General features: G+C 60.7%; 23 protein-coding genes. 11 read left to right on the top strand and 12 right to left on the bottom strand.

Annotated elements, in window-relative coordinates; all coding sequences use genetic code 11:
• Positions 1–108 precede the first annotated feature (108 nt).
• Positions 109–1,299: an MFS transporter gene (locus VSR68_RS04280; RefSeq protein WP_342938973.1), complete on the bottom strand. Its 1,191-nt coding sequence runs from the start codon at positions 1,297–1,299 to the stop codon at positions 109–111.
• 190 nt (positions 1,300–1,489) lie between these two features.
• Between VSR68_RS04280 and VSR68_RS04275 the strand changes: the two genes are divergently transcribed.
• Entirely contained in the window at positions 1,490–2,452 is a 963-nt protein-coding gene (locus VSR68_RS04275) for a GlxA family transcriptional regulator (RefSeq protein WP_342938601.1), read from the top strand.
• Between the two features lie 449 nt (positions 2,453–2,901).
• Complete coding sequence (locus tag VSR68_RS04270) at positions 2,902–3,204, top strand: hypothetical protein (RefSeq protein ID WP_342938600.1); 303 nt, start codon at positions 2,902–2,904, stop codon at positions 3,202–3,204.
• Between the two features lie 494 nt (positions 3,205–3,698).
• On the opposite strand, the gene VSR68_RS04265 is transcribed toward VSR68_RS04270, so the two are convergent.
• A complete protein-coding gene (locus tag VSR68_RS04265) occupies positions 3,699–4,172 on the bottom strand; it encodes an Lrp/AsnC family transcriptional regulator (protein WP_342938599.1) in 474 nt (157 codons plus the stop codon).
• A 259-nt stretch (positions 4,173–4,431) separates the two neighbouring features.
• On the opposite strand from VSR68_RS04265, the gene VSR68_RS04260 reads away from it, so the two are divergent.
• The 3 genes from VSR68_RS04260 to VSR68_RS04250 all read left to right on the top strand — a co-directional run bounded on the left by VSR68_RS04260 (position 4,432) and on the right by VSR68_RS04250 (position 7,472).
• Positions 4,432–4,584, top strand: a complete 153-nt coding sequence (locus VSR68_RS04260; protein ID WP_342939001.1) for a hypothetical protein — start codon at positions 4,432–4,434, stop codon at positions 4,582–4,584.
• Between the two features lie 174 nt (positions 4,585–4,758).
• Positions 4,759–6,141, top strand: a complete 1,383-nt coding sequence (locus VSR68_RS04255; protein ID WP_428983451.1) for an amino acid permease — start codon at positions 4,759–4,761, stop codon at positions 6,139–6,141.
• Positions 6,142–6,266: 125 nt separating this feature from the next.
• Positions 6,267–7,472 carry an amino acid aminotransferase gene (locus tag VSR68_RS04250; protein WP_342938598.1) on the top strand — a complete coding sequence of 402 codons (1,206 nt, stop codon included), beginning with the start codon at positions 6,267–6,269 and terminating at the stop codon, positions 7,470–7,472.
• A 165-nt stretch (positions 7,473–7,637) separates the two neighbouring features.
• Here the strand turns inward: VSR68_RS04250 and VSR68_RS04245 are convergent, their stop codons facing one another.
• From VSR68_RS04245 to VSR68_RS04235, 3 genes are all read right to left on the bottom strand, one after another.
• Positions 7,638–7,961 (bottom strand): DUF4148 domain-containing protein, encoded by a 324-nt coding sequence (locus VSR68_RS04245; RefSeq protein WP_342938597.1) that lies wholly within the window; start codon positions 7,959–7,961, stop codon positions 7,638–7,640.
• A gap of 70 nt (positions 7,962–8,031) precedes the next feature.
• Positions 8,032–8,598, bottom strand: a complete 567-nt coding sequence (locus tag VSR68_RS04240; RefSeq protein ID WP_342938596.1) for a hypothetical protein — start codon at positions 8,596–8,598, stop codon at positions 8,032–8,034.
• A 527-nt stretch (positions 8,599–9,125) separates the two neighbouring features.
• Positions 9,126–9,530 carry a hypothetical protein gene (locus tag VSR68_RS04235; protein WP_342938595.1) on the bottom strand — a complete coding sequence of 135 codons (405 nt, stop codon included), beginning with the start codon at positions 9,528–9,530 and terminating at the stop codon, positions 9,126–9,128.
• 358 nt (positions 9,531–9,888) lie between these two features.
• Between VSR68_RS04235 and VSR68_RS04230 the strand changes: the two genes are divergently transcribed.
• From VSR68_RS04230 to acs, 3 genes are all read left to right on the top strand, one after another.
• A complete protein-coding gene (locus VSR68_RS04230; RefSeq protein WP_342938594.1) occupies positions 9,889–10,356 on the top strand; it encodes a universal stress protein in 468 nt (155 codons plus the stop codon).
• On the top strand, positions 10,353–11,042 hold the full coding sequence (locus tag VSR68_RS04225) for an acetate uptake transporter (RefSeq protein WP_342938593.1): 690 nt from the start codon (positions 10,353–10,355) through the stop codon (positions 11,040–11,042). Before VSR68_RS04230 ends, VSR68_RS04225 begins: the two co-directional genes overlap by 4 nt.
• Before the next feature lie 78 nt (positions 11,043–11,120).
• Complete coding sequence (gene acs, locus VSR68_RS04220; protein ID WP_342938592.1) at positions 11,121–13,061, top strand: acetate--CoA ligase; 1,941 nt, start codon at positions 11,121–11,123, stop codon at positions 13,059–13,061.
• Positions 13,062–13,174: 113 nt separating this feature from the next.
• On the opposite strand, the gene VSR68_RS04215 is transcribed toward acs, so the two are convergent.
• Positions 13,175–13,486 (bottom strand): high-potential iron-sulfur protein, encoded by a 312-nt coding sequence (locus VSR68_RS04215; protein WP_342938591.1) that lies wholly within the window; start codon positions 13,484–13,486, stop codon positions 13,175–13,177.
• A 1,857-nt stretch (positions 13,487–15,343) separates the two neighbouring features.
• Between VSR68_RS04215 and VSR68_RS04210 the strand changes: the two genes are divergently transcribed.
• The 3 genes from VSR68_RS04210 (at position 15,344) to VSR68_RS04200 (ending at position 16,267) form a co-directional block, all read left to right on the top strand.
• Positions 15,344–15,481: a hypothetical protein gene (locus VSR68_RS04210; RefSeq protein ID WP_342938590.1), complete on the top strand. Its 138-nt coding sequence runs from the start codon at positions 15,344–15,346 to the stop codon at positions 15,479–15,481.
• 9 nt (positions 15,482–15,490) lie between these two features.
• The gene (locus VSR68_RS04205; protein WP_342938589.1) at positions 15,491–15,676 is read left to right on the top strand and encodes a hypothetical protein; all 186 of its coding nucleotides are present in this window, start codon (positions 15,491–15,493) and stop codon (positions 15,674–15,676) included.
• Between the two features lie 264 nt (positions 15,677–15,940).
• Positions 15,941–16,267, top strand: coding sequence for a hypothetical protein (locus VSR68_RS04200; RefSeq protein WP_342938588.1), 327 nt, complete (start codon positions 15,941–15,943; stop codon positions 16,265–16,267).
• 365 nt (positions 16,268–16,632) lie between these two features.
• Here VSR68_RS04200 and VSR68_RS04195 read toward each other — a convergent pair whose 3' ends face one another.
• The 6 genes from VSR68_RS04195 to VSR68_RS04170 all read right to left on the bottom strand — a co-directional run bounded on the left by VSR68_RS04195 (position 16,633) and on the right by VSR68_RS04170 (position 22,443).
• Positions 16,633–18,297 carry a Na+/H+ antiporter gene (locus VSR68_RS04195; protein ID WP_342938587.1) on the bottom strand — a complete coding sequence of 555 codons (1,665 nt, stop codon included), beginning with the start codon at positions 18,295–18,297 and terminating at the stop codon, positions 16,633–16,635.
• Positions 18,298–18,359: 62 nt separating this feature from the next.
• Positions 18,360–18,740 (bottom strand): potassium channel family protein, encoded by a 381-nt coding sequence (locus VSR68_RS04190; protein WP_342938586.1) that lies wholly within the window; start codon positions 18,738–18,740, stop codon positions 18,360–18,362.
• Positions 18,741–18,843: 103 nt separating this feature from the next.
• A complete protein-coding gene (locus tag VSR68_RS04185) occupies positions 18,844–19,524 on the bottom strand; it encodes a VIT1/CCC1 transporter family protein (protein ID WP_342938585.1) in 681 nt (226 codons plus the stop codon).
• 651 nt (positions 19,525–20,175) lie between these two features.
• Complete coding sequence (locus VSR68_RS04180; protein ID WP_342938584.1) at positions 20,176–20,961, bottom strand: SDR family NAD(P)-dependent oxidoreductase; 786 nt, start codon at positions 20,959–20,961, stop codon at positions 20,176–20,178.
• 301 nt (positions 20,962–21,262) lie between these two features.
• On the bottom strand, positions 21,263–21,760 hold the full coding sequence (locus VSR68_RS04175) for a DUF421 domain-containing protein (RefSeq protein ID WP_342938583.1): 498 nt from the start codon (positions 21,758–21,760) through the stop codon (positions 21,263–21,265).
• Between the two features lie 89 nt (positions 21,761–21,849).
• Positions 21,850–22,443, bottom strand: coding sequence for a ParB/Srx family N-terminal domain-containing protein (locus VSR68_RS04170; RefSeq protein WP_342938582.1), 594 nt, complete (start codon positions 22,441–22,443; stop codon positions 21,850–21,852).
• Between the last annotated feature and the right edge of the window lie 68 nt (positions 22,444–22,511).

Genomic DNA, 22,511 nt, shown 5'->3' with positions numbered 1-22,511 from the left:
TTGATCGTCGGTATCGGCGGTACTGTGGAAACAGTCACGCCGAACTCGTGTGTTCATGACAATAAGGGCCGTTCAGGCGACGATGGTTTGCCAGGTGTGCGTGGCCGATCAGGCGGACTCCGTCTCGCGAGTGGCCGTCGCGCGTTGCGGTATGTATGCCCGGCTCATCCGATGATGCGCGGCTTCGGCGAGCAAGAAAGCAATCGCAATCAGCGCGGCCGCAACGAGACTGAGGTACCGTCCGCCGATCGACGGGAGCACGGCGCCGCCAAGCACGCCGGAGCAGGCGAGTCCGATGTATGTCGCGGTATTGTTGAGCGCGAGCAGCAGCGGTGCGACGCTCGGCGTGAGTTGTACCAGCCGATGCTGCTGGGGGACGATGAGCCCCCATCCGCATACGCCCCAGATCGTGAGCGCAACCGCAGCGCTGAATGCATCTGCAGATGTCCACGGCAACGCACAGAAATTAATGATGGCAACCCACAGCATTGCATTGATGATGTTGCGAGTTTCGAATCGGTCCACAAGCCGGCCTGACATGAGGTTGCCCGCCGTCGCCGCGACGCCCCAGAGCAAAAACATCGCAGCAAGTACGCGTTCGTCGCCGTGCGTTACACGCTGTAGCACCACGCCCGCATACGTGTAGACCATGAGGAAGCCGCCGAAGGCGAACAACGAAGTGAGCAGCGTTAGCGCTATGCGCATGTCACGCACCGGTGCAAGCCGTTCTCGCAATGTGATGGATGCAGGGCGGGGCATGGACGGCAGCATCGCCCAGACGCCGATCATCGCCACAATCCCGAGGAAGGTGACGAACCAGAGTGTCGTTCTCCAGCTTCCGAATCCGCCTATGAACGTGCCGATCGGCGAACCGAGTGCTGTTGCGCCCGTCAATCCGGCCGTCACTGCCGCTAACGCACGGCCACGTTTTTCAGGCGATGCGAGCGCAGAAGCAACGCCCAATGCGGTAGGGGAGAACAGTGCTGCGCCGAATCCTGACAGCGCCCGGCTGAACAACACCCAGTGCAAGTCCGTGGCGAGCGCGCTGAGCATGTTGCCGACGACGAAAATGCCGAGCGCGGAAACCAGCAAGAGCTTGCGCGGCCAACCGCCCGCCAGCGCCGCCATCACCGGGGCAGCCACTGCGTAAGTCAACGCGTAGAAGGTGACCATCAGTCCGGCGAGGCTGACGGATGTACTCAGCGATGCAGCGACGCCAGGAAGAATACCGGCTACAACGAAATTGTCGGTACCCATTGCAAACATGCCCACGGCCAGTATCAATAGTCGACGATCCATACCAACGTTCTCGCGATAAGCGGTTTGAAGTTCCGTTAGAAGACGCGCGTCGCGAATTGACTGGCGCGCGAAGGCCGCATCAGCCTGGACGGCTTTTCGCGCCGGAACGGCATGGGTAGAGAATAATCGTTGTTGACCGTGTCTCAAATGCCATATATACGTGCAATTCATGACATGACTTGGGCGAGCTATGCACACGATCGGCTTCGTGGTGTTCCCGAACTTCTATCTGTTGGGCTTCGCGGCAGTGACCGCCTTTGAACTGGCGAACGTCGTGCTCGGAGAACCGGCATACGAAGTGACAGTCCTGTCTGAAGAGGGAGGACTCGTCATGTCTTCGGCAGGCGTCCGTGTAGAAACGCAGCGCTTCGGCGACGCCGAATTCGACACGGTGATGTTTGGCTCTGGCGTCGAGATCGACATCGTCTCTGACGCATTGACTGCGTTCGTCAAGCGCGCTCTGAGCACGTCGAGGCGCATCGCGGCGCCGTGCACAGGCGCTTTTATCCTCGCGGAAGCAGGGGTTCTGGACGGTCGTCGGGCGACCACACATTGGCGCTTTGCAAACGAGCTGCAGCGCCGCTTTCCCACCATAGCGGTCGAAGAGGACCAGATTTTCATCGTCGATGGACCGGTCTGGACGTCGGCAGGCATGACGGCCACGATCGACATGGCGCTCGCCATGATCGAAAAGGATCATGGCCAGGAGGTTTCACGCGCCGTAGCGCGCAAGCTTGTCGTCTATCATCGCCGCGCCGGCGGTCAATCGCAGTTCTCCACGTTGCTTGATCTCGAGCCGAAGTCCGACCGTATCCAGAAGGCGATCGACTATGCGAACGCCAATCTGCGCAATGCACTGACTGTCGAGGAACTGGCCGACGTCGCAGGCCTGAGCCCACGTCAGTTCAGTCGCGCTTTCAGTGCTGAAACGGGGCAATCGCCTGCTAAAGCCGTCGAACATTTGCGCGTGGAAGCAGCGAGATTGTTGTTGGAAAAAGGACGTTTATCGTTGGACGTGATCGCGGACGAAGTCGGCTTCTCTGACCGGGAGCGAATGAGGCGAGCGTTCCTGCGGACTGTTGGGCAACCGCCCCAGGCGGTCCGTCGCTTCGGCAGGGAGAACCGTGGGTCGATTGAACACGTTGAACAATGACCTCGACAATGACCGTACTGGCTCGCGCGTAATATGCTCAGGGTCGTTCACCAAGGCGCATGCCACGATCGGCAACTGCGATAGACGAGTCGTCCAGAATCAACACGTGGATTGTTCTCGATCTTGCTGTTGCCGCACTCGATCGCATGGTGGTGAGCCGCGGTATTGAACTCAAGTATCGCTTGCCTTCACGCATGTCGATGTTCACTGGCACGTCTCAACCGCTCGCGGCATCGGCTGGGGAATTTCGTGGCTCGTCTATGCGTCGGATTACACGCGCTTCACGAAACTGGAATTGAGCAACCGGCTTGTTGACGGCCCACTGCGTGAGCGGGACGGAGTCGTGCTCGCACAATGCTTGCACCGGCGACGTTAGCGGTTCACATTGGGATATGGACGACTGACGTCCGCCTGCCCGTGTTCGCCGGGCGGCGGTCGGGAGACGAACGATGCAGAACGACAGAAGGCAGCGGCGCGTGGCATACGAGAAAGGGATCCAGATCGGTGGCTCCGGATGGCTCGCGCGGTTGCTGGCCGTCCTCCTGAGCGCGATCGTGCTCGTGGCGGCCGCGATGCTCTCGGTGGTGCTGCTCGCCGTGCTGTTCGCAGTGGGCACGGTCGTCGTCGGCTATTTCTGGTGGAAGACGCGTGCGCTGCGCCGGCAGGCGCGTGTGTTCGGCGACGACGGACGGACCGTCGATGTGGAGGTCGTCCATAAGGACTCGCCAGACGACGATTCCGCGAAACGCTGACGATCGATTACGCGCGCGTCTGCGCTCGGTTCATTCGGACGGACCTATGGATCGCGAGTCGCGCTGATTTGCGCAGCAAGCAGTACGGCAGGAATTGATCGGCCGCTGACCAGGTATCGTGCATCGACGAACGGGCGTTCCGCGCCCACGTCCGTGCCACGTGACAGCCGAGCTGTTTGAAATCCGCGTCAAAAGCGTTGGCATCGATATTCAGAACCCGAGCCGTGCCCGAGGGTATCGCCAGGCAGTCGGACATTGCGCATGTGACGGATTCGTATGATGCAAGCCGTGCCCGATATCGCTTCACAACCTCGCATGAAAGGAGCACGACAGGTGGCGAATTCATTTCAATTCTCCGCAGCAGGTGCATTGCTTTCAAATGATAGTGCCACGTCGGAGTGCCTTTGATCCGGCTGCCTTCGTATTTGCACGCCTGGGTCGCGAGTCCCATGGCAAGGCGGGAGGCGCGATAAAAATCGGAGACGAAGAGGGTTCTAGGTCGCGAGTGGCACTGCGCCGGAGCATTTGAGTTCGTCGAGACAAACGCTGGATTTGACTCCGCTCACGCCAGGGATGCGCATCAACGTATCGAGCAGGAATTCCGACAGCGCCTTCAGGTCGCGTGCCACTACTTTCAGCATGTAGTCGATATCGCCCGTGACGGCGAAGCACTCCTGGATCTCCGTGAGTTCCGCGACCATGCCCTTGAACTTCGCGAGGTCGCGGAGATGGCCACGCTCCATCGTCACCTGGATGAAGGCCACCACGCCAAAGCCCAGCACCTGCGCGTCGAGGCGGGTCTCGTAGCACCGGATCACCCCCATCTCCTCGAGCCGACGATGACGTCTCAATGTCTGCGCCGGCGATAACCTGATTGCCTCCGCCAGTTCGAGATTGGAGATGCGTCCCCGGGTCTGCAGGATGCCCAGCAAGCGCATGTCGATACGGTCAATCTCAAGGGTCTGCACTTTTCTTTCTCCCGTAACCAGAGGGAAGAAATTTTAATGGGCGAATTAGGGTTTGTCTGCGTCCGTTAGGAAATCCTATTGCGTCCAAGGGAAATTACACTGATTCCCGAAATTGCCGCAATGCATGCGTACAGGGCGCTATCGGGCAGTTGCAGCACGCGCACGTGTGCAGCGACATCTGGAATACGACACCGCACCCGATATGCCGTGCTTTGCACCTCCAGCGAATCATCCACTCTCCTTGAGACGCGAAACGAAGATGGCTGACCTGTTTGACAATCCGATGCAACTGATGGGCTTCGAATTCGTGGCATTCGCCTCGCCCACGCCCAACTTCGACAAAGGCAATTCCAAGGCGCTCTTCGCGTCGCTTGAACGCAACCAGATCGAGCGCGGCACGCTCAAGATCTGACGTACTCGCAACCCGGCTCATGGGCCGGTTCAACATACAGATCCCAGCAGGATACGGCGCCGGCGCCACAAGCGCCGGCCGTGACGACTTCGCAGATCTCGCTTGCCTCACCAGGGCACGCGAACAGCGAGGCGTGGCGTCCGGAATCAACCGCAGGACACAGGAGAAGACATCGTGGCAGACAAAGGACAGGGCACGCTCAAACGCGGCCTGAAGAATCGTCACATTCAACTGATCGCGCTCGGAGGCGCGATAGGGACGGGGCTGTTTCTCGGCATCGCGCAGACGATCAAATCGGCAGGACCATCGGTACTGCTCGGTTATGCGATCGCTGGCATCGTCGCTTTTTTTATCATGCGGCAACTCGGGGAGATGGTGGTCGACGAGCCTGTCGCCGGCTCGTTCAGCTATTTCGCGGGCAAGTACTGCGGGCAATACGCGGGCTTCGTATCGGGCTGGAACTATTGGGTGCTTTATATTCTCGTGTCGATGGCGGAGTTGTCGGCAGTCGGCATCTACATGCAATACTGGTGGCCGGGTCTGCCGACATGGATCTCGGCGCTCGTGTGTTTCTGCGTGATCAATGCGATCAATCTCACGAGCGTGAAATCGTATGGCGAACTCGAATTCTGGTTCTCGATCGTCAAGGTCGCGGCGATCGTCGGCATGATCGGGTTCGGCGGCTATCTGCTCGTTTCGGGCAGCGCCGGGCCTGAGGCTGGTGTGTCCAACCTCTGGCGTCATGGCGGTTTCTTCCCCAACGGCATCTCGGGGCTCGTGATGGCGATGGCCGTCATCATGTTCTCGTTCGGCGGACTCGAGCTTGTGGGCATCACCGCCGCCGAGGCGGATGATCCGTCGCATACCATTCCGCGCGCGACCAACCAGGTGATCTACCGCATCCTGATCTTCTACGTCGGCGCACTCGGCGTGCTGCTCTCGCTGTATCCGTGGGAAAAAGTGGTTACGGGAGGCAGCCCGTTCGTGCTGATCTTCCACGCGATGAACAGCAACTTCGTGGCCAACGTACTCAATGCCGTGGTGCTCACGGCCGCACTGTCGGTTTACAACAGCGGCGTGTACTGCAACAGCCGGATGCTCTACGGTCTCGCGGGTCAGGGCAATGCGCCGCGCGCGCTGCTCAAGGTCAACGCCCGCGGCATTCCGCTCGTTGCGCTCGGTGTCTCCGCACTCGCGACGGCCGCATGCGTGGTGATCAACTACGTGATGCCGGGCAAGGCGTTCGAGTTGCTGATGGGCCTCGTCGTGTCGGCGCTCATCATCAACTGGGCGATGATCAGCATCATCCATCTGCAATTTCGCCGCGCCAAAGCACGCGCAAGCGAAACGACCGTGTTCCGCAGCCTCGGCTATCCGCTCACCAACTATCTGTGCCTTGCATTTCTCGGCGGCATTCTCGTTGTGATGTGCCTGATTCCGGACCTGCGCATTTCGGTTTATCTGATCCCCGTCTGGCTCGCTGTGCTGGGTATCGGCTACCGCCTGCGCAACCGGCGCGCGGACGACCCGGTGCCTCAGGGCGTGCCGCTGCGCTAGGCACGCAACTGGCCGTGGGACGGCGACAACAGCTATTCCACGGTCGAACTGCATGGCGGCGAGCCGATCGCACTCGTTGAATCTGCCGCGCTTTCACAATCTCTTTGTCATTCCCAGGAACTGTCATGTTCGAACACATCGATGCTTATCCCGGCGACCCGATCCTCACGCTGAACGAGAACTTCGCGAAGGATCCGCGCGACAACAAAGTCAACCTGAGCATCGGCATCTATTACGACGAGGACGGCCGTTTGCCCGTCATGCGAGCCGTACACGAGGCCGAAACGCAATTGCTCGCGGAACCCGGTCCAAAGCCGTACCTGCCGATGGCGGGTTTTGCGCAGTATCGCGACGCCGTGCAGTCGCTGGTATTCGGCGACGACTCGCCGGCGCGTGCCGACGGACGCATCGCGACTGTTCAGACGTTGGGCGGCTCGGGGGCGCTCAAGGTCGGCGCGGATTTCATCAAGCGCTATTTCCCCGGCTCGCAGGTCTGGGTGAGCGATCCGACGTGGGAAAACCACCGCTTCATTTTCGAGCGCGCTGGATTCAGCGTCGGCACGTATCCGTACTACGACGAAAACAGCGGTGGATTGAAATTCGAAGCGATGCTCTCGGCCATCGACGCACTGCCCGCGCGCAGTGTCGTGCTGTTGCACGCATGCTGCCACAATCCGACCGGCGTGGACCTGAGCGAGTCGCAATGGATGACGTTGATCGAGGTGCTCAAGAAGCGCAGCCTGCTGCCTTTCATCGACATGGCCTATCAGGGTTTCGGCGCGGGCATCGATGCCGATGCATTCGCGATTCGCGAGCTCGCACGCCAGAACGTGCCCGCGTTCGTCGCCAACTCGTTCTCGAAGAACTTCTCGCTGTACGGCGAGCGCTGTGGTGGCCTGTCGGTCATCTGTGAGTCGCGGGACGTCGCGGGGCGCGTTTTGGGGCAGTTGACGAGCGCTGTGCGCGCGAACTACAGCAACCCGCCGACGCACGGCGCGAAGATCGTTGCCCGGGTGCTCACGACACCCGCGCTGCGGCAGTCGTGGGAAGACGAGCTAGCGACGATGTGCAGGCGCATCGTCCGCATGCGCGCCGCAATCCATGATCGTTTGCGCGGCAACGTGCCGGACGCGCTCCTCGCGCGATACCTGGAGCAGCGCGGGATGTTCACTTACACGGGATTGTCGGCGGAGCAGGTCGACGTGCTGCGTGAGCGGCACGGCGTCTACCTGATCCGGTCTGGCCGCATGTGCGTGGCAGCGCTGAACGAGAAAAACGTTGGCGCGGCTGCGCAGGCGATTTCGAAAATCTTCTCGCAGGCAACGGACTGAAATTCGATTGGGCGGCGATCCATCGATACCGCCCGTCCCTGCAATGTCATGTAAGCGCGTCAGTGACATTCGCGCTTCGGAGCACATGGTCCGGCGCGACTGCGTTCCCGGAATGGCATCTGCGCGTCGCCAGGAAATCCGGGCCACGCGCGGATACACAGGCGGCTATTCACCGCCGAAGTAGAGCTGCTTCATCTCGTCCAGGGAAGCGGGTTGCGCGGTTGCGCGCGAACCCGATGACGTTGAACCGGGCGTCACGCCACCGTAGGCGGTTGCTCCGCCCTGCATCCACACGCGCGCCTCGGCCGCCTGGATGTCTGCTGGATAATTCGGATCTTCGCCTTTGGCGGGGTCATAGCCTGCCTGTTCGAGCTGCTGCAACTCGGCGCGGACCTGCGCGCGCGTCAGTGCCGCGTCGTTTTGCGAGAACGCGGCGAGCGGCAACGAAAGCGCCGACGCAGCGGCAACTGCAATCGCGAATGATTTCATGATGACCCCTCCTCATAAATGTCAGGGTGCCTCGTTACGGATGCAAGACCGTGTAACTGGCCATCGAAGTCTAGACGGGCAAACCTTCAACTTCGATACGAATGGGCGCGGCCCGCGCAAGATCGCGATGTTCTGGTATCACACGAGCATCGTCGCGAAGGACAGGCAGCGCCGGACGAGCTGTCCGCAGAGAAAAGACGATCAGGGAAGCGGAAAATCGCAGAGCGCTCGCAGTACGCGGCTGCGCGTCTATGAGAAAGCGGTTATTTTCGGGAATGTCTTCAATAAAAGATCTCCACTGTTCTCTACGCGCGTGCCTCCTTTCATCGCGCTTGCGGCTCGCCGCTCGCCGCTCGCCGCGCGCCGCGATAGGGTCATTTTCTATACATGCAACTGGATTGTTTTTATTTAGAGTCCTTGTTGATTGTTTGGAAATTGCATTTCCGATCCAGGTGAAAAAATGAGACTTGAAGTGTTGCCTTAGCCCCGACATCGCAGCGATTCGTGTTAGCCACGTCGGGCGGCGGCGATTGCACGGCTCGGGCAGCGACTTGAAGTAGTCTGCTTCAATAATTCCTGCATCTGCGCGGTCAACACGGGCAAGCGCCTTGTCATGCCGTTCCTGCACACGAGTCAATGGCTCCCGATGATGGAGACTGTGCCAGGGAGGACGCCATTTTCGACGCCTGAGGTATCAATTCAGCGAGATTGTGGCGCAATATGAGTGTGCTGCAACCGTCGTCGAAGGTGGAGGCAGGCGTGGCAAACTTCCCTCGGCTCGATCTGTTGTGTCGGTTATTCCTCGGTCTATTTGTGGGCTTTTTCTGCGTCACTGCTGCGCTTTTCTCGCGTTACATCATATCGGCGAACGGGCCGCCGCAAGTCATCGCCGTGCAGTCGAAGAGCGCATCGCAAGGCTTGTCGGGAAGCGCTCCCGCAGTCCCACTTTCATCTGCTGCGCAACACCCGTCGACAACGCCTTCGCGAGACGCTGAGGAAAAGACACTCATCGCGTCGTCGACCTCCACTATCGTCACGTTCATCGCGGCTGCGGTGACGAACTTCCTGAGCTGGCGGAAGGACAGGGCGAGGGCGAACAGATCAAAGCGGGACGCGTCGCGCTAGTTCGTCGAACAGGCAAACTGCGACTCGATACGTGCGCCGTCAGCTGTGCGACCTCTTCCGCATGCCGCCCACGCCAGCTTTTCCACGCCCGGTTTTGCGACGCGCAGGATTGCCAGAGCGCAATTTCTTCCTGCAGGCGGCTGCGAGCGTCACCTGATCGGCAGGGTAGTGAGTGGCCCTGTGCACCACTGAGTGACAGACGGAAGGATGCCGCTTGAGGGCGAGCTTGACCGTCCTCGCGCCGCAATATTTTCCGCTACCCTTGATCGGGTTCCCGAGCAGTACCGACAGCCGATTGTCATGTGACGCAGAGGCGTTCCGCGATCCACTCTGCTCGAACCAGGCGTCCGCGCGCACGATCGCAAACCCGACGCCGTTGACGGTGACATATGTTGAGTTTCCGCCGAACCTGTAGTTCGGATTCTTGACATCGATTGCCATCATGGACACCTCACGCGAGATTCCAACGCGCCTAGTCTAGCCCCGTGCAGCGATCGACGCCGATTGCCATATCTGACGTGTTTTTCGTTACGGACGAAACGTTCGCGTCGACAGTCGTACGGAGAATGCCGCGTCGGCAATAAAGCGAATTGCAAGACGTCGATATTGCATCGATTGGCATGACTGATTATTCAGCATACCTTTGATGATATGGATATATCATGGCGTGATGTATTGCCTATAATGACCATAAGCGGGTCATTTTGCGTTTCGATACGTCCCTGCATACGAGCCACATGCACGTCCATCGCATCGCGTAGCAAAGACGCGGTTGACCGGCGCGTGAGAAAGAGGAGCGGCAATGGCCTCGTTCAAGAGAGTGCTGCTGTGCTACGACGCTACCCGTGAGGGTCGCCGGGCGCTGTGCGAAGGAGCGGAACTTGCGCGGCAATCCGGAGCGGAAACGCATTTGCTTGCGGTGCTGGACCGGTTGGATCTGACGCACGGCGCGGACATTATCCCGGCCATGCCGCTCGGAACGGCCGAGCAGGCAGCGAAGGAAATACTGGATGAAAGCGTGACCCGTCTGGGAGAGCTCGGCGTCAAGGTGACTGGACACTTCGTCGTCGGAAATCCGATCGATGAAATCGCCCGTTGCTGCGACGAACTGAAACCCGATCTGGTCGTGCTTGGGCATCATCGCAGAGGGATGTTTGCGCGTTGGTGGGACGGGCGCGATGACAAACGGTTGCTTGACCGTCTGTCGTGCGCAGTACTCGTGGTGCACGCGCAGAAGGACACCGAGGCAGACGCAGTGTCCGTATCGTGATGATCGCACGCAGCCGGCTACGTTGGCAGCAGAAGCGCTTGTCGCACGGCCGCGAAGGACTCGACTTTGACTTTGGTAATCGGAAACAACGACCATGGAGGCAAATCATGGATGGCAAACTTTCCAACCCGGCGCCCCTCGGACTAGCCGGATTTGCATTCACGACGTGGATGCTCAGCATGATCAACGCAGGCTGGTTCAATGCCGATTCACTGGGTCTTGTGCTGGCTCTAGCATTCGCTTTCGGCGGCACGGCGCAGATGATCGCGGGCGTACTCGAATTTCCGCGCGGCAATACGCTCGGGACGGTCGCGTTCCTCAGCTATGGTGCGTTCTGGTGGTCCTTCGCGCTGTTCGTCGCGTTTCTCGGCACGAAAGTGCCTGAAACGTTCGTCGGTTGGTACCTGCTGGTGTGGGGCGTGTTCACGTTCTACATGTGGATTGGTTCCATGCATACCAGCACGTCCGTGCAAATTGTATTCCTCGCCCTGTGGATTACCTATCTGCTGCTCGCGATCGGCGCGTGGACGGGATCTCTTCTCGCGACGCATCTGGGCGGATATGCCGGTCTGATTACGGCCTTGTTTGCCTTCTACGCATCCGCGGCGATGGTGATCAACGAGAGCTTCGGGCGTACCGTGCTGCCTACACACCCGTATGTAGAACCTCATCCGCAGGCAGCGTAGCGGATCGGCGCCGGCGGGGCGGTGTGCTCAAGGGCGCCTCCGCCGGCGTGGCAGCGCAATGTCCTCGAGGAGGAAGCCATGTCTGAGCATCCAACATTTCCTGTGGCAGCGGACTGGTCCAAGAATGCGTGGGCCGACAAGGATCGTTACGAGGCGATGTACCGCCGCTCGACTGACGATCCGGAAGGCTTTTGGGGCGAGCAGGGCAAACGTCTCGACTGGATCAGGCCATACACGCGCGTGAAAGACGTTTCCTTCGCCAGCGATGACCTGCACATCCGCTGGTTCTATGACGGTACGCTGAACGCTTGCAGCAATTGTCTCGATCGCCATTTGCAGACGCGCGGCGATCAGGTGGCGATCATCTGGGAAGGCGATGATCCCGCTATCAGCCGAACGCTCACCTATCGCGAACTGCATACGGAAGTCTGCAAGTTCTCCAATGTGCTGAAATCGCTCGGAGTCGAGCGGGGCGATCGTGTGACGATCTATATGCCGATGATCCCCGAAGCAGTCGTGGCGATGCTTGCGTGCGCGCGCATCGGGGCAATTCACTCGGTGGTGTTCGGCGGTTTTTCGCCCGACGCGCTCGCAAACCGCCTTCAGGACTGCGCTTCGAACATTCTCATCACCGCCGACGAAGGCGTGCGAGGCGGCCGCACGATACCGCTGAAGGAAAGCGCCGATGCGGCGATGGACAAATGCCCCGAGGTCAAGACGTGCATCGTGGTCAGGCGAACGGGAGGCAAGACAGGATGGCGCGAAGGCCGCGATCATTGGTACGGGGATCTGATGAATCAGTCTCCAGCCGAGTGTCCGCCGGAGGAAATGAATGCGGAAGATCCGTTGTACATCCTCTACACGTCGGGCTCGACGGGCAAGCCGAAAGGGGTTGTGCATACCACGGGCGGGTATCTCACGTATGTCGCGCTGACGCATCAGTACGTGTTCGACTATCACGATGGCGACGTCTACTGGTGCACGGCCGATGTCGGCTGGGTAACGGGACACAGCTATATCGTCTATGGTCCTCTCGCCAACGGCGCGACTACGCTGATGTTCGAAGGCGTTCCGAACTATCCGGACAGTTCGCGGTTCTGGCAGGTGTGCGACAAGCACCGTGTGCAAATCATCTACACCGCGCCAACCGCAATCCGTGCGCTGATGCGCGACGGAGACGAGCCGGTCAGAAAGACATCGCGCAAGTCGCTGCGGCTGCTCGGCACCGTAGGCGAACCGATCAATCCGGCTGCATGGCTGTGGTATTACGAAGTCGTCGGCGAGAAGCGGTGCCCCGTGATCGACACATGGTGGCAAACGGAAACAGGCGGCATTCTGATCGCGCCGCTGCCGGGCGCGACGATCCTCAAACCAGGAGCGGCCACGCGGCCGTTCTTCGGCGTGCGGCCCGCGCTCGTCGGCGAGAAAGGCGAGGTGATCGAAGGGGCGGGCGCCGGGAGCCTGTGCATGCTCGACTCGTGGCCCGGACAGATGCGCTACGTGTACGGCGACCCGGATCGCATGCGACAACAGTACTTCAGCCAGTTCGAAGGCAAGTACTACACCGGGGACGGTTGCTATCGCGACGCGGACGGCGACTACTGGATCACTGGACGGATCGACGACGTCGTCAACGTTTCGGGGCATCGGCTTGGTACTGCGGAAGTAGAAAGCGCACTGGTGACGCATCCCGATGTCGCCGAGGCAGCGGTAGTCGGTTATCCGCATGCGCTCAAGGGGCAGGGCATCTACGCTTATGTGACGCTCAAGCTCGGAATCAAGCCGGAGGAGGCATTGCGCGAGACGCTGGTGGCGCTGGTGCGCAAGGAGATCGGCCCACTCGCCAGCCCGGACTTCATCCAGTGGGCACCCGTGCTGCCGAAGACACGTTCAGGCAAGATCATGCGCCGCATCCTGCGCAAGATTGCCGACGGCGACTATGACAATCTGGGTGACGTCTCGACGCTGGCAGATCCGCGCGTCGTCAAGGAACTGATCGACCATCGGATAGCGCATTGAAGCGGGCGGCGCTATGAGCTTTCACGAAGTTCAGCGCCGCCTGGATCTCGCGGCGGGCTCTGGCTTGCCGTCGCGTATACGTTGCTCGCCGGCGAAGCATCGACGCGCCAGATTCAGGCCTTTTTCACGTAAGCGTTACACCATCCCTTTGCGTCGACCAGCTTGCCGCCATACGTCGGGCAAGGGCCCATCGCCGAGCCGGGCTTGCCCTGATAAAGCTGGCAATTGGCGCAAGTTTGCCCGGTCTGATAGTGGGGGAACTTGGTCTTGTCTACTTTCGCAGCGTCCGTCTTGTAGCCAAGCGCCTGTGCAGTCGGATCGTTCTCGGCAAGCACGGGAGCGTCAGCCCGCGACTCAGTGGAGAGAACCGTCGTCGATGCGACGGATGCGGCGAGTATCATGAAACGCCGTCTGGAGAATGACATGATATGGATTCCTATATGTAATGAAGCAGGCACGAGAAGGCGTGTCGCCCTTTCTTTGATCATATTGACACGACCTTGTCGGACCCTGAGCGCTCAGCATACGCCATACCTACCGGTCGAAAAAACAACGTGGTCCGCGGTTTCTTCGGCACCGATCCGTTAAAGCATTTGTTTCCGACTGTACATCATATTGTGACATATGAGGCTGCGCGCGATGCAGGCGAATGGTTCCGGCTGTAGCGGACTTCAGCAGTCTTGTCATGCATGGGCGCCTCAGACGCGCCAGGTTTATGTTCGCAATGGCGATTCCGGTACTTGGCGAATTTCGGGGTGAACAGCCTTACTTGGCGAATTCCGGAGTGAACAGCCTTACTCGCCGCATGTCCATATATGTGCGAGCGATAGCCACGTTGGGCTCTATATCCAAGAAGTCTCGAAGGCTGAGCTTGTAACGTCGTACCAGCGAACACCAAGACGATGACCTCGCGGTCGAAGCGATGGCTATTCCTGCTTTTGTGAAATCCGTCCGATCGAAGGGAGCCTTACATCGAACATCGCGAACAGTTGCAGGTTTTTATTAACGGTAATGTCGACCTTATGTCTGGTTCACCCCAATCCTGTTTTTTCCGGTCACTACGTGGGTTGCCCGTACCCTGAGGCGTGACGGGCAACAGCGACTGCTCTGCCATCGAGTCGATCGGGTGGCTATCGACGGCTGCCGACATTCGGCAGGGTTGAGCAGATTCACAAATAGATCATTCTCTTCCATCTTTCCCAGTTCGATCCGCGCCTCGCCTGGCGCGAATCGTGTTGGATCGTGTACGCCCATGCTATGTCCACGATCCCATAATTCAATCGCACTCGGCTTACAGGCACAGCGAATGCTCGCCATCTCGTGGCGTGATTGTCAGTTTTCTTGTCAAGACTGGTTCGGGCGTTTGGTCTGTTTCCAATTGGTCAGAACTGCTTGGTCGTCGCCACTGTGGATTCATCGCGGAAAAGCACGCCGGACCGCGGCTTCGTCCATCCGTCCAGATCGGCCACGAAGATGGCGAGCGTTTCCATAGCTCAAAGGCTTACGATAGAAAAAGCTGGTATGACGGTCCCGTTTCCGTTGCGGAACCAGGGGCGAATACGCAGAGCGGTTAAACGAAACCGCACGCCGGCCGGTGCGTCACTTGCCAGGTGGCTCCGGCGGCTTCACACACCTGATTCGGGGTCCCGCGGCTCATTTCGATGAGCACTCCGCAAGGGGACGGCACATGAACGTAGTAAATGGAAGGATCAGACGAAACAATCCGAAGCGTGTCGTAATGTTCAGACGGGCCGGGCTCGCACAGTCGAGTGCAGGTCGCCCGGATGCAGACATCAAGGCCGCGCCGCCTGTGCGGTCCAGGCGCCTTGCGCTTTGGGTTGCATCGGCAAGCGCACTGGCTGTCGGGGTCATAGGTGTCGTCGCGCATGTCGATCGGTTCGACTATGATCAGGCGCTCGGGATCGTCGGACCCACGTCGCCTGCGCAACACACGTACTGGTCCGGTCATGTCCCGCCACCGTCGTCGCCTCCCGCTCGCGGAACCGCGGTTGCCAATGCTGAGCCCGCCCCGCCGGTGTCTTCCGATCCGTCCGATCACAGCGCTGGCTCCGCTCCGGAGCCTGCTGCGCCGCAGTCGGTTACACGGGAGCCTGGTCAAGCAAGCTCTGCCGTCGCACAGAATCGCCGCCATTCGGCGCCGCACGAGAGACCAATCACGCGGCATGCGCCCAGGATCACCCGACCCACATCGCCAACGCAACAAGCGTCGTCGTCCAGTCATGTCGCGAGATCATCGTCACCCCCTGCCCGGGGAACTGCAATTGGCAGTGCTGAAGTCGCCCCGCGCCCTTCTTCCGCTTCGTTCGATCATCACGATGCACCTTCTCCCGATGCTGCTTCACAGCAAATGGCTGAAGGACAGCCAGCAGGCGGTCACGGTGGACGTGGTTCGGGTGTAGGTGGTTCGAGTGCAGGCGGTGCGGGTGCAGGCGGTGTGGGTGCAGGCGGTGCGGGCGCAGGCGGTGTGGGTGCAGGCGGTGCAGGCGCAGGCGGTGTGGGTGCAGGCGGTGCAGGCGCAGGCGGTTCGAGTGCAGGCAGTGCAGGTGCAGGCGGTGTGGGCGCAGGCAGTGCAGGCGCGGGCGGTGCAGGCGTAGGTGGTGCGGGTGCAGGCGCAGGCGGTCACGGTGCAGGCAGTGCGGGTGCGGGCAGTGCAGGTGCAGGCAGTGCAGGTGCAGGCAGTGCAGGCCCGGGCGGTGCGGGCGTAGGTGGTGCAGGCGCAGGCGGTCACGGTGCAGGCAGTGCGGGTGCGGGCAGTTCGGGGGCGGGCAGTTCGGGCACGGGCAGTTCGGGCACGGGCAGTTCGGGCGCAGGCGGTGCGGGTGCGGGCAGTTCGGGCGCAGGCAGTTCGGGCGCAGGCAGTGCGGGCGCAGGCGGTGCGGGTGCGGGCGGTGCGGGTGCAGGCAGTGCAGGCGCAGGCGGTCACGGTGCAGGTGCAGGTGCAGGTAGTGCGGGTGCAGGTGCAGGTGCAGGCGGTCACGGCGCCGGCGGTGCGGGCGGTGCGGGTGCAGGCGCAGGCGGCCACGGCGGAGGCGGTTCGGGTGGAGGCGGGAACGGCGGAGGCGGTCACGGAGGTGGGTCAAGGTAATCGGCCGCCTTGTTGTCAGCGCTTTTTCGTGCAAGAGAAGAAGGTCATGGCGGCTACCGGACGGGTAATCGCGATTGTATGGAGCATGCGACTGCTGTGAACGGCTTGTGAAGACGGCGTGCAGCGGGTGTGCCGCGATAAGCCGGAGTGGACCGCAGCACGACTTCGAAACGGCGACAGTCGGCTTTGGCCGATCACGCGCCGATCACCACGCGTGATCGACTGTCCGTTGTGCATTGAGATCGGTCGTGTGGAATGCATGCGTTCGGACGGCGGAAAGGGGTCGACTACCGTCGAACGTATCGGGCAGAGGTCGGCCATGAAGCGACATCCGTCGTCCGTTACCCAACGGCCGAAGCGCGCTCGAGAGCCGACCATCGTGATCCGAAGGTTAGGTCCTACAAATGCGATGGTGATCGCGAGATCCGGTCCTCGCAAAACTGATCCGGCCCATGCTCCGTGTGGTCACGTACCTGCCTGTTCGCGGGTGGTCAGCGCCGTTTCCGAAAAATCCACTTCCCGCATCAGCTTGCTCAACGTCTCGTCATTGATCTCGTGGGTGTTGCGCAGGGCCAGTAGCGCAGCACGCTCCGCGCGCATTGCCGCAAGGCTGATCTGAATTTCCAGTGCTTCCGCTCGGCGCACTTCATCAGTGGAATGCCTGTCGTCAGTGAGCGTGGCGAGTCGCCGACGGTAGAGGTCCATCACGCGCGCAGCCACATCCGCGTCGAAGGCTGTTGCCGGCTCGCCAATATCTCCGGTGACGGTTGGATGAAGGTCATCGATGGCGCGCATGGCGGCTTGCGCGGCAACCTTGCGCGCGTGTTGTTCTTCAACTGCATGTGCATCGTGCGCGTGGTGAGCGCCGTGTAACAACTGCGGCAGTGCGAATACCGCGACCAGCAGCGATATCAGGATCACACCCGAAGCGATAAAGATCACCAGGTCACGTCCCGGCAACGCCTCACCGCTGGATAACGCAACGGGTATCGACAACACGCCAGCGAGCGTCAGCGCACCGCGCACTCCAGCGACCGTCATGATCGTCACGGTACGTAGCCCCGGCACGGCGTTGATCATGCCGTGCCGGGCCGCACCAAGGCTTGCGAGCCACCGCAGTAGCCAGACCCACACGAAGCGCATCGTATATAGCGCGAGCGTGACTGCCGCGACGTAGCCGATCAGTCGCCACACGTCACCATTGCCTGTCCCGTGAGCGTCAAGCAATGCACGACCGATGATGCGCGGAAACTGCAGTCCGAGCAGGATGAACACCATTCCGTTGAAGACGAATTCGACCATTGCCCATGTGCTGTTTGCCCGCACGCGTGCCGATACCGTGCCGGCGCTGGTGATGGTCGCGTAGTTCATCATCATCCCGGCGGCGACTGCCGCGAGAATACCGGAGCAATGGAAATGTTCGGCGAACAGATAGGCTGCGAACGGGATCAGCAGCGTCAATACGACGCCGGGCGCTGGATCGCCCTCGCCCGTAACGCTGCGGAGGCGCCGTATAACGACGCTGAACAGCCAGCTCACCGCAGCGCCCATCGCAAGGCCGCCCGCGGCGATGATCACGAAGGTGATCGAAGCTTCGCGCAGCGAAAACATGCCAGTCAGCGCGGCCGCAATGGCGAACTTGAGCGCGACGAGCCCCGAGGCGTCATTCATCAGCGCTTCGCCCTCGAGAATATGCATCAGATGCGGTGGAATACGGTTCTTGCCGGCAATGCCAGCCAGCGCGACTGCGTCGGTCGGCGACAGCACCGCTGCGAGCGCAAACGCGATGGGGAGCGAAACTGTCGGCACGAGCGCATGCACGAAGTAGCCAACCACGAGCACCGTCATGAACACGAGGCCAAACGCAAGCAGCAGGATCGAACGGCGCCGCATGAAGAATTCGCGTTTCGGAGTGCGCCATCCGTCCGCGAAGAGTAACGGGGGGATGAAGAGTAGCAGAAACAGTTGGGGGTCGAAGGTGACGTACAGACCGAACTGAGGCCAGGCAAGCAATGCACCGATTGCGATCTGGACGAGCGGTAACGGCAACAGGCCACGCAGAAGCCGCACGACGACGCCCGATACGGCGACCGCGAACAGGAGGATCAAAACGGTGAAGACGATTTCCATCAGGGTCGACTACCGTGAGAATTGGAGCCGGGTCTGAGTATTAGCTTAGTGCTACAGCTGACTTAACGTCGTGTGCCAGCGTTTTTTATCGCCTCATGGACGCCGCGAACCGCCACGGCAGCAACAGTGCTCACCAGCAGTATGCCCAGCACCCCGAGCGACACCGAGTCGATGCGGCCAACGGTTGTGGTGGGCACGATGTTGCGGTAGCCGATCGTGAGCGCCCTCATCGCGCAAAAGTAGAGGGTCTCCCCAAACGAGCATGGCGATCCGCTTGTCGAGTCGACTGGGCCACCGAAGTTATACATTACGACGGAAAGCAGGAGATAAAGCACAAACAGAAAGGCGAGCGGGGCACGTAGCTGACAAAGGGCACTGGAAAATTCTGCCACGACGTGGCGAGTCTTCAGCGGGGCGTGCCCGGAACTGTTGGCGTTCTCCATAAAGCAGAACTCTCACAATAGTGTGCGTCGCCCTGCTAACGTGCCGGGTCTGCACCCGCAGATGGAAAGCGGGCCGACCAGGTTTAGAAAGGCTTGGGGTCGGTTAGCCGCCCAGCTTGATGATTGCCATCGTAAGCAGAATGCCGAGCGCGATCATTGCGACACCTGCCTTCATTGCCCCTGCGCCGGTGTAGCGCCCCAGCGCAAAGCCGGCGATGAAAAGCATCACGAGTGTGAGCACGCGCGAGGCGATGAGGGCCGTTGTAACATCCCTCACGACGAGAAACGGCACCGCGACCGGAAATGTTCCCAGGACAACAAGCAGGAAGATGCCCAGCGCGCCGACGAAGTCACCACTCACAAAATTTGCCCGAGGTGGAAGCGTCGATGCGGTCGCGAGGCGCGCGCGGATTCGCTCCAGGTCGGCATCTTCGACGAGCGGCTCCAGCTTCTCAGGCAATGCATCGCGCAACACCCGCACGGCTACCGCGTGGTCCTGCTCCCGCTTCACGGTCAGCGCGAGTTTCAGGCGCTGCCCTCGATCGGCGAGCGTGCGTACGAGATACATCACGGCGTCGGCGAGGCCCCACGCCAGATTGCATCCGAGCGCGGCGAAGAACATCTTGTACCCCTCATCTTCGCCCGCGGTGACTGCCTTGACGGCGCCGACGAACGTCAGGGCCATGAACAGTCCAAAACATATTTCGCAGACACGGTCAACGGTGTTGAGAATCGGCTCGCGCCGTTCGGGTTCGGCGCGTCCGGCCGGCGTGATAGTGCTCATATGGCCTCGACTGAAGGTAGCAAACGAGACGTTACGCTAGCTGCCAACATGGACTGCTGGTGCGAGCAGTATTTGAAAGAGACGACAGTTCGGTACTCTCACTTTGATAGACGGGGAGCGGCGAAAGCAGCGGAAGGGGCCCGAGGTCGGCCGGATTCGGCTGTACCATCGTCCATCATATGCCGGAGTGGGTGTTCGCAGGCAAATCACGAATGAATGGTCTCGCATCCTGCCGGTCATGTGGCGAACTTTCTACGTTCCTGCATTAAGCGAATAAAGAAGAACGCGAAAAGTTGGCGGCAGAACCTCTTGCCGATGAAGGAAGCGATCGGGCCGATCCAGAGATGACGGGGCGCGACCTCAAAGATGCTCCGCGCTGTCGATGTCGCGCGTACGACGGCAAACGCTGCGAGGCTGCGGCAGCGCCTCGATGGCGGCGACTGGTCGAAACCAGGCGATTGGCAACGAGGCAACATTCGGCTGCCAAGCGGCCGTCCGTGATCGGCTGAAAATCGGCCGCTGGCTGAGCGACAGCGAATGCCTGCAACGGCTCGACAACTGCCACTCCCACGAACTTCCGCGAAGAAAAAAACCCGCCTAACGTCAGGCGGGCTCAAACCATATCCACAGGAGATATGGAGGAGACGTCCTTTATCCCACCAGCAGCGACTGGCCCCCGTCGATCCACACAGGCGTCCCGGTGATGAACTTCGCGCGCTCCGACGCAAGAAAGCTCACCATCTCCGCGATATCCTCGCCGGTTCCCGCCTGGCCGTCCGTCAGTGGAATCTTTCCGCCCGGATAATCGGCAGGTTCCGACGCCTCTGCGCTGGAACGCGCACGTGTGTTCTCGCCGATCTCCGATTCGATCTTCCCGGGACATACGACGTTCACGCGTATCTTGTGCTTCGCGAGTTCGAGCGCCGTCATTTGCCCGAGCGCGAGCAGGCCGCCTTTCGTCGTCGAATACGCGGATGCGCCGCCATGACTGAAGACACGCGTTCCGTTGATCGACGAAATGATGATGATCGAGCCGCCGCCTTTGCGCTTCAGATGCGGCACCGTGTAGTGCAGCGTCAGATACGTGCCGCGCAGGTTGGTGTTGAGCGTGTTGTCCCATTCGTCGGGTTGAAGCTCGTCGATGGGCGCCCACACACCGTTGATGCCCGCGTTCGCGACGACGATATCGAGCGCGCCGAAATGGCCGATGCCTTTTTCGAGCGCTGCCCGATAACCCTTGTCGTCGCGCAGGTCGGCCGTGATGCCGAATGCGACGCTGCCGCCACGGCCGATTTCGTCGACCGTCGCCTTCGTTTCCTGTTCCTTGTGCGCGTGGGCGATCACGCGCGCGCCTTCGGCCGACAGCTTGAGCGCGCAGGCCTTGCCGATGCCCGAGCCCGCGCCCGTCACGAGCGCGACCCTGTCTTTCAAGTCCATCCGTTTCTCCCGTCCAGAGGTTTCGTCTCTCGTCTAGCCGCCGCCGATTCCCTGGAGCACCTTTCCTGTGCCGTTGCAAACGCTACAGCGCTGCCCTTCGACGGTGCCTGTTCCGCGGCATGCGCTGCACAAGTCCTCTCCGACACCGGGCGCGTCGGGCGGTCCTTCGTCTCCGGGGTTCAAGGGTGTATCGCCTGATTGCATGTCGGCCTCCGTTTTGCGTGACCACAGAAGAGGGCGCAAGCGCTATGCCTGTGTCGCGCCATCGCCGCATCGACGTGCATTCATGTTCGCTCTTGCTTCACGAACGGCTCCGTTTGCGAATGAGGCTGACCTCGCCGTTGCGTTCGAGAATGGCCGCCTGCACGTCGTCGAGATCGGGCGAGTGAAACGACTGCCGCGCGGCCTCGAAGATATCCGTCTTCGTGATGAGCGCCGCCGACATCTGACGCGCGTCGAAGCGGCCCTCGCGATAGATCTCGCGTTCGCTGCCGACCGCGAGCGATTCGAGCCATCGCGAGCGCACGCAAACCCATGCAAGCGCGCGATGGATCAGAACGATCACGAGCGACGCAGTCAGCGTCGGAACGACGGGCGACGCGCCGACGATCACGCGGCTCAACGTCGCGCCAAGCAGAATGGCCACGACGTAATCGAACGGAGAGCGCTGGCCGAACGAACGTCGGCCGGAAATGCGGATAAAAAGCAGCGCCGCGAAGAATACGACGATCGCTCGCATCGCGGTCTGAAGCGCGTTCAGGTCTCTGCCCTCGCCGAATACTGCAATCAGCACATCCATTTTGCTTTCCTTTCCTGCATTGCGGCCGGACGCGATCGGCCCGATCAGTCATCGGCAACGCGCGGTCACGCAGCCGACGTCGCGCCAGCCTATGCCTGCTGTCCGATATATCCCGGCAGTCCCAAAGCGGCTGTCGACTTCGCCAGTTCGACGGCTCTTACGACCAGCGCATCGAATGCCTCATCGCTATCGGGATGAGCAAGCGCGCCTCGAAACAGATTGGCCCATCTGAATTCTTCGAGCGGCACGGATGTTTTTTCATAGCCGCCCGCATCGCGCACGGCAGCAGCGAGGCTGCGGAATTCGTCGTCCGCGGCTTCCCATACATGCACGGGCATTCGCGCGAAGGAGACGCGCCGGCCGTTCGGGTCATAGGGATAAGTCCACGCATTGTTTTCCAGCGTCAGCCAGAAGTCGGCTTGCGTCAGTGACGACAGATCGCTGACGAGGACGAACGGAACCATGCGGATACCGACGCGCCACAACGCGGCGGCGACATGATGGTGATCGATTGCGTAGGGCGCGCCGCCTGGTCCGTACACGACGGGTATGGGCTTTTCGGCGATCGCCATGTCCAGATCGTGACCGCTCAATGATTTGTACATGGCGGCTTTCTGTTCGATCTGCCGCTCGCCGTGCGTCATCTGCGTCGGACGCAAGCGCTCGATGTCGAGTTTCTCCATGCTGTCCATCCCTCCTGCCTTCGCGGCGCAGGATTTGTGCCCGTGTCGATGCACTTTCCGCGCGCACG

The organism is Paraburkholderia phymatum, assembly GCF_038900715.1.
Lineage (GTDB): Bacteria > Pseudomonadota > Gammaproteobacteria > Burkholderiales > Burkholderiaceae > Paraburkholderia > Paraburkholderia phymatum_A.
This window is presented reverse-complemented; position numbering and strand designations above follow the sequence as displayed.